General features: G+C 55.1%; 3 rRNA genes. All 3 read right to left on the bottom strand.

Going from position 1 to position 6,051, the window contains the following annotated elements:
- Nucleotides 1–50: 50 nt before the first annotated feature.
- A 5S ribosomal RNA gene (gene rrf / locus FFA01_RS15625) occupies nucleotides 51–167 on the bottom strand.
- 178 nt (nucleotides 168–345) lie between these two features.
- Nucleotides 346–3,469, bottom strand: a 23S ribosomal RNA gene (locus tag FFA01_RS15620).
- Between the two features lie 472 nt (nucleotides 3,470–3,941).
- Nucleotides 3,942–5,461 (bottom strand): 16S ribosomal RNA (locus FFA01_RS15615).
- Together the 16S, 23S and 5S rRNA genes form the textbook arrangement of a ribosomal RNA operon.
- Nucleotides 5,462–6,051 lie beyond the last annotated feature (590 nt).

The following is a 6,051-nucleotide window of genomic DNA, read 5'->3' as shown; positions in this document are numbered from 1 at the left end:
CGCAGAAAGGCCCCTTCCGAAGAAGGGGCCTTTCTGGTGTTTCAAAAGGAGTCCGGCGGTGTCCTACTCTCCCACAAGGTCCCCCTTGCAGTACCATCGGCGCTGAGAGTCTTAGCTTCCGGGTTCGGAATGTGACCGGGCGTTTCCCTCTCGCTATGGCCGCCGAAACATTTACCACACACCAACCCCAGAGGGTTCGGTGGTGAAGTCTGTTTCAGACCATGCACCCACCACACACCCGAAGGCGGCAGCAGACGACTGTCTGTTCAATTGTTCCCGACCGTATTTCGGGAACCACATAGTGGACGCGAGCAATCTTCCCCCCACCTCTACAAGTGAGGGAGTGTTGTCAAGTTATCGGCTTATTAGTACCGGTCAGCTCCATGGGTCGTTAGTCCCCACTTCCACATCCGGCCTATCAACCCAGTAGTCTAGCTGGGAGCCTCTCACCCCGAAGGGTATGGAAATCTCATCTCGAAGCCGGCTTCCCGCTTAGATGCTTTCAGCGGTTATCCGTTCCGAACGTAGCTAATCAGCGGTGCCCTTGGCAGGACAACTGACACACCAGAGGTTCGTCCATCCCGGTCCTCTCGTACTAGGGATAGATCTTCTCAAATTTCCTACGCGCGCAGCGGATAGGGACCGAACTGTCTCACGACGTTCTAAACCCAGCTCGCGTACCGCTTTAATGGGCGAACAGCCCAACCCTTGGGACCTACTCCAGCCCCAGGATGCGACGAGCCGACATCGAGGTGCCAAACCATGCCGTCGATATGGACTCTTGGGCAAGATCAGCCTGTTATCCCCGAGGTACCTTTTATCCGTTGAGCGACAGCGCTTCCACAAGCCACTGCCGGATCACTAGTCCCGACTTTCGTCCCTGCTCGACTTGTCAGTCTCACAGTCAAGCTCCCTTGTGCACTTACACTCGACACCTGATTGCCAACCAGGTTGAGGGAACCTTTGGGCGCCTCCGTTACTTTTTGGGAGGCAACCGCCCCAGTTAAACTACCCACCAGGCACTGTCCCAGAACCGGATCACGGTTCGTAGTTAGATATCCAAAGTGACCAGAGTGGTATTTCAACAATGACTCCACCCGAACTAGCGTCCGAGCTTCACAGTCTCCCACCTATCCTACACAAGCCACTCCGAACACCAATACCAAGCTGTAGTAAAGGTCACGGGGTCTTTCCGTCCTGCTGCGCGTAACGAGCATCTTTACTCGTAGTGCAATTTCGCCGAGTTCGCGGTTGAGACAGCTGGGAAGTCGTTACGCCATTCGTGCAGGTCGGAACTTACCCGACAAGGAATTTCGCTACCTTAGGATGGTTATAGTTACCACCGCCGTTTACTGGGGCTTAAATTCTGAGCTTCGCTTGCGCTAACCCTTCCTCTTAACCTTCCAGCACCGGGCAGGCGTCAGTCCGTATACATCGTCTTGCGACTTGGCACGGACCTGTGTTTTTAGTAAACAGTCGCTTCCCACTGGTCTCTGCGGCCTTTCCCGCTCCGGGAGTAAATCCCATCACGGTTCCGGCCCCCCTTCTCCCGAAGTTACGGGGGCATTTTGCCGAGTTCCTTAACCACGATTCTCTCGATCTCCTTGGTATTCTCTACCTGACCACCTGAGTCGGTTTGGGGTACGGGCGGCTTGAACCTCACGTCGATGCTTTTCTCGGCAGCATAGGATCACTGATTTCCCCCAATCGGGGTACGCATCGGATCTCAGGCGCATTGACGACGGATTTGCCTATCGTCAGCCCTACATCCTTACACCAGGTTCACCTTACGGATACCATCGCCTGGCTCAGCTACCTTCCTGCGTCACACCTGTTAATACGCTAACCGCACCAGCATGGGGTCGAGCGTTAGACCGGCCGGCATCACCCCGAAGGGATCCACTCAGCCGGGTTAGGACTCTTAGCACCACTGGATTAGCTTGGGCGGTTCTTCGCCGGTACGGGAATATCAACCCGTTGTCCATCGACTACGCCTGTCGGCCTCGCCTTAGGTCCCGACTTACCCAGGGCGGATTAACCTGGCCCTGGAACCCTTGGTCTTTCGGAGGACGGGTTTCTCACCCGTCTTTCGCTACTCATGCCTGCATTCTCACTCGTGTGGCCTCCACGGCTGGTTTACACCGCCGCTTCACTGGCCACACGACGCTCTCCTACCACTCCGTACGACTGAACCACGAAGGCTTGTCTATAATACGAAATCTACAGCTTCGGTGGTGTGCTTGAGCCCCGTTACATTGTCGGCGCGGAATCACTTGACCAGTGAGCTATTACGCACTCTTTCAAGGGTGGCTGCTTCTAAGCCAACCTCCTGGTTGTCTATGCAACTCCACATCCTTTCCCACTTAGCACACGCTTAGGGACCTTAGCTGGTAGTCTGGGTTGTTTCCCTCTCGACGATGAAGCTTATCCCCCACCGTCTCACTGCTGCGCTCTCACTTACCGGCATTCGGAGTTTGGCTGACGTCAGTAAGCTTTTGGGCCCCATCGGCCATCCAGTAGCTCTACCTCCGGCAAGAAACACGCAACGCTGCACCTAAATGCATTTCGGAGAGAACCAGCTATCACGAAGTTTGATTGGCCTTTCACCCCTATCCACAGCTCATCCCCTCCATTTTCAACTGAAGTGGGTTCGGTCCTCCACGACGTCTTACCGTCGCTTCAACCTGGCCATGGATAGATCACTTCGCTTCGGGTCTAGGACATGCGACTGGATCGCCCTATTAAGACTCGCTTTCGCTACGGCTACCCCACACGGGTTAACCTCGCCACATATCGCTAACTCGCAGGCTCATTCTTCAAAAGGCACGCTGTCACCCCTACAAGGAGGCTCCAACGGTTTGTAAGCAAACGGTTTCAGGTACTATTTCACTCCCCTCCCGGGGTACTTTTCACCTTTCCCTCACGGTACTTGTCCGCTATCGGTCATCTGGGAGTATTTAGGCTTATCAGGTGGTCCTGACAGATTCACACGGGATTTCTCGGGCCCCGAGCTACTTGGGATCCCCATTCAGCCAGCGCCAGCATTTCGGCTACGGGGTTCGCACCCTCTATGACCAGCCATTCAAAGCTGTTCGCCTATACTGCGCTGTAACTGCTCCTGTCCGGCAGAACAGGACAACGGGTCCCACAACCCCGACCATGCAACGACCGCCGTCTATCACACATGACCGGTTTAGCCTCTTCCGATTTCGCTCGCCACTACTGACGGAATCACTGTTGTTTTCTCTTCCTGTGGGTACTGAGATGTTTCACTTCCCCACGTTCCCTCTACCCGCCCTATATATTCAGGCGGGAGTCACCAGGTCAAAACGCCTGGCGGGGTTTCCCCATTCGGACATCCTCGGATCAGGGCTCGATTATCAGCTCCCCGAGGCTTATCGCAGATTTCTACGTCCTTCTTCGGCTCCAGATGCCAAGGCATCCACCGTTTGCTCTTAGAAACTTGACCACAAAGTTGCTACCGACCGAAGCCGGCAGCTCAGTGTTATCTCATTCGCCAACCACACCACGAAGGGCGGGTTGGTCTAAGAAATTGCACTTAGTATCACAAACAACAACCGAACCCGAAGGCCGGCCCTGCTTGCGACTAAGATGCTCGCGTCCACTGTGTAGTTCTCAAAATACGGGCGGCACCATGATCACCCTGCGATTGATGCAGGACTCTCATGGCCCAGAGGAGTTCAACCCCCACACCCGAAGGCGCAGGAAGCTTGGTCCCTCAGGACCCAACAGCGTGCACGCTCCCCATCTCCAACACCCCCACGTTCCAAACACCGAAGTGTCGTACTAGCGCAGATGCCCTCAACGAGAAGCCATTGTCAATGTTCCACCCATGAGCGCCAGCCGGAGACATTCGCTCCGAAACTGACTTGACCAGATGTATCCCTGTGTAAACAGCAGGGCTGGTACATGCTCCTTAGAAAGGAGGTGATCCAGCCGCACCTTCCGGTACGGCTACCTTGTTACGACTTAGTCCTAATCACCAATCCCACCTTCGACAGCTCCATCCACAAGGGTTAGGCCACTGGCTTCGGGTGTTACCGACTTTCATGACTTGACGGGCGGTGTGTACAAGGCCCGGGAACGTATTCACCGCAGCGTTGCTGATCTGCGATTACTAGCGACTCCGACTTCATGAGGTCGAGTTGCAGACCTCAATCCGAACTGAGACCGGCTTTTTGGGATTCGCTCCACCTTACGGTATCGCAGCCCTTTGTACCGGCCATTGTAGCATGCGTGAAGCCCAAGACATAAGGGGCATGATGATTTGACGTCATCCCCACCTTCCTCCGAGTTGACCCCGGCAGTCTCCTATGAGTTCCCACCATTACGTGCTGGCAACATAGAACGAGGGTTGCGCTCGTTGCGGGACTTAACCCAACATCTCACGACACGAGCTGACGACAACCATGCACCACCTGTATACCGACCTTGCGGGGCGACCATCTCTGGACGTTTCCGGTATATGTCAAGCCTTGGTAAGGTTCTTCGCGTTGCATCGAATTAATCCGCATGCTCCGCCGCTTGTGCGGGCCCCCGTCAATTCCTTTGAGTTTTAGCCTTGCGGCCGTACTCCCCAGGCGGGGAACTTAATGCGTTAGCTGCGACACGGAGACCGTGGAATGGCCCCCACATCTAGTTCCCAACGTTTACGGCATGGACTACCAGGGTATCTAATCCTGTTCGCTCCCCATGCTTTCGCTCCTCAGCGTCAGTTACGGCCCAGAGATCTGCCTTCGCCATCGGTGTTCCTCCTGATATCTGCGCATTCCACCGCTACACCAGGAATTCCAATCTCCCCTACCGCACTCTAGTCTGCCCGTACCCACTGCAGGCTGGGGGTTGAGCCCCCAGATTTCACAGCAGACGCGACAAACCGCCTACGAGCTCTTTACGCCCAATAATTCCGGACAACGCTTGCACCCTACGTATTACCGCGGCTGCTGGCACGTAGTTAGCCGGTGCTTTTTCTGCAGGTACCGTCACTTTCGCTTCTTCCCTACTAAAAGAGGTTTACAACCCGAAGGCCGTCATCCCTCACGCGGCGTTGCTGCATCAGGCTTGCGCCCATTGTGCAATATTCCCCACTGCTGCCTCCCGTAGGAGTCTGGGCCGTGTCTCAGTCCCAGTGTGGCCGGTCACCCTCTCAGGCCGGCTACCCGTCGTCGCCTTGGTGAGCCATTACCTCACCAACTAGCTGATAGGCCGCGAGTCCATCCTTGACCGAAATTCTTTCCAACTCCTAGCCATGCGGCTGAAGCTCGTATCCGGTATTAGACGCCGTTTCCAGCGCTTATCCCAGAGTCAAGGGCAGGTTACTCACGTGTTACTCACCCGTTCGCCACTAATCCCTGGAGCAAGCTCCAGTTCATCGTTCGACTTGCATGTGTTAAGCACGCCGCCAGCGTTCGTCCTGAGCCAGGATCAAACTCTCCGTAAAAGAAAAAACAGTCCAACCGGAAAAAGGCCGGAACTGCTGAATTTGATGCTGACCAAAGAACAAAACAATCTGACGATTGTAATTGTCCGTCAATCTCAAAGAAACCTAAACACCACTCACAACCCCACCGAAAAGTGAAGCCACAAGCAATGCCAGGGTATAATTTGGCATTTGACAATGTGCACGCTGTTGAGTTCTCAAGGACCAAACGCACCAGAAACCAGACCCTGTAAAGGCCCTCGTCCGAGGCAGCTGTGAAACCTTAGCACCAGTTGAAACAATGTAAAACCAGTGACTGTCAGCTCCAGAAAGAGCTTGTCGCTCCGATTGGAACGAGCCACAACGTTACATCATGTTGGCCGGTGTTGCAACTTGCTTGGTCCGAGGCCGTAAGGCAACTCGAGGACTTGGAAGTCGGTCCCGCTTGAGGCCGGAGGAGCTTCGCTCCGCCGCACCTTTGGGGTGACAAGAAAGAACATTACAGGCACATCCGCCGATACGTCCAAACCTCCACGCATCCCGGGCGTGTCGCGACCAAAAAGCCCGGAAAACCAACGATCACGCCCCACACAGCCCCACAGGGCCGCCCA

It is taken from the genome of Frigoribacterium faeni, assembly GCF_007988805.1.
Taxonomy (GTDB): domain Bacteria; phylum Actinomycetota; class Actinomycetes; order Actinomycetales; family Microbacteriaceae; genus Frigoribacterium; species Frigoribacterium faeni.
The sequence above is the reverse complement of the archived record's forward strand: the minus strand, read 5'-3'. Positions and strand labels throughout refer to the sequence as shown.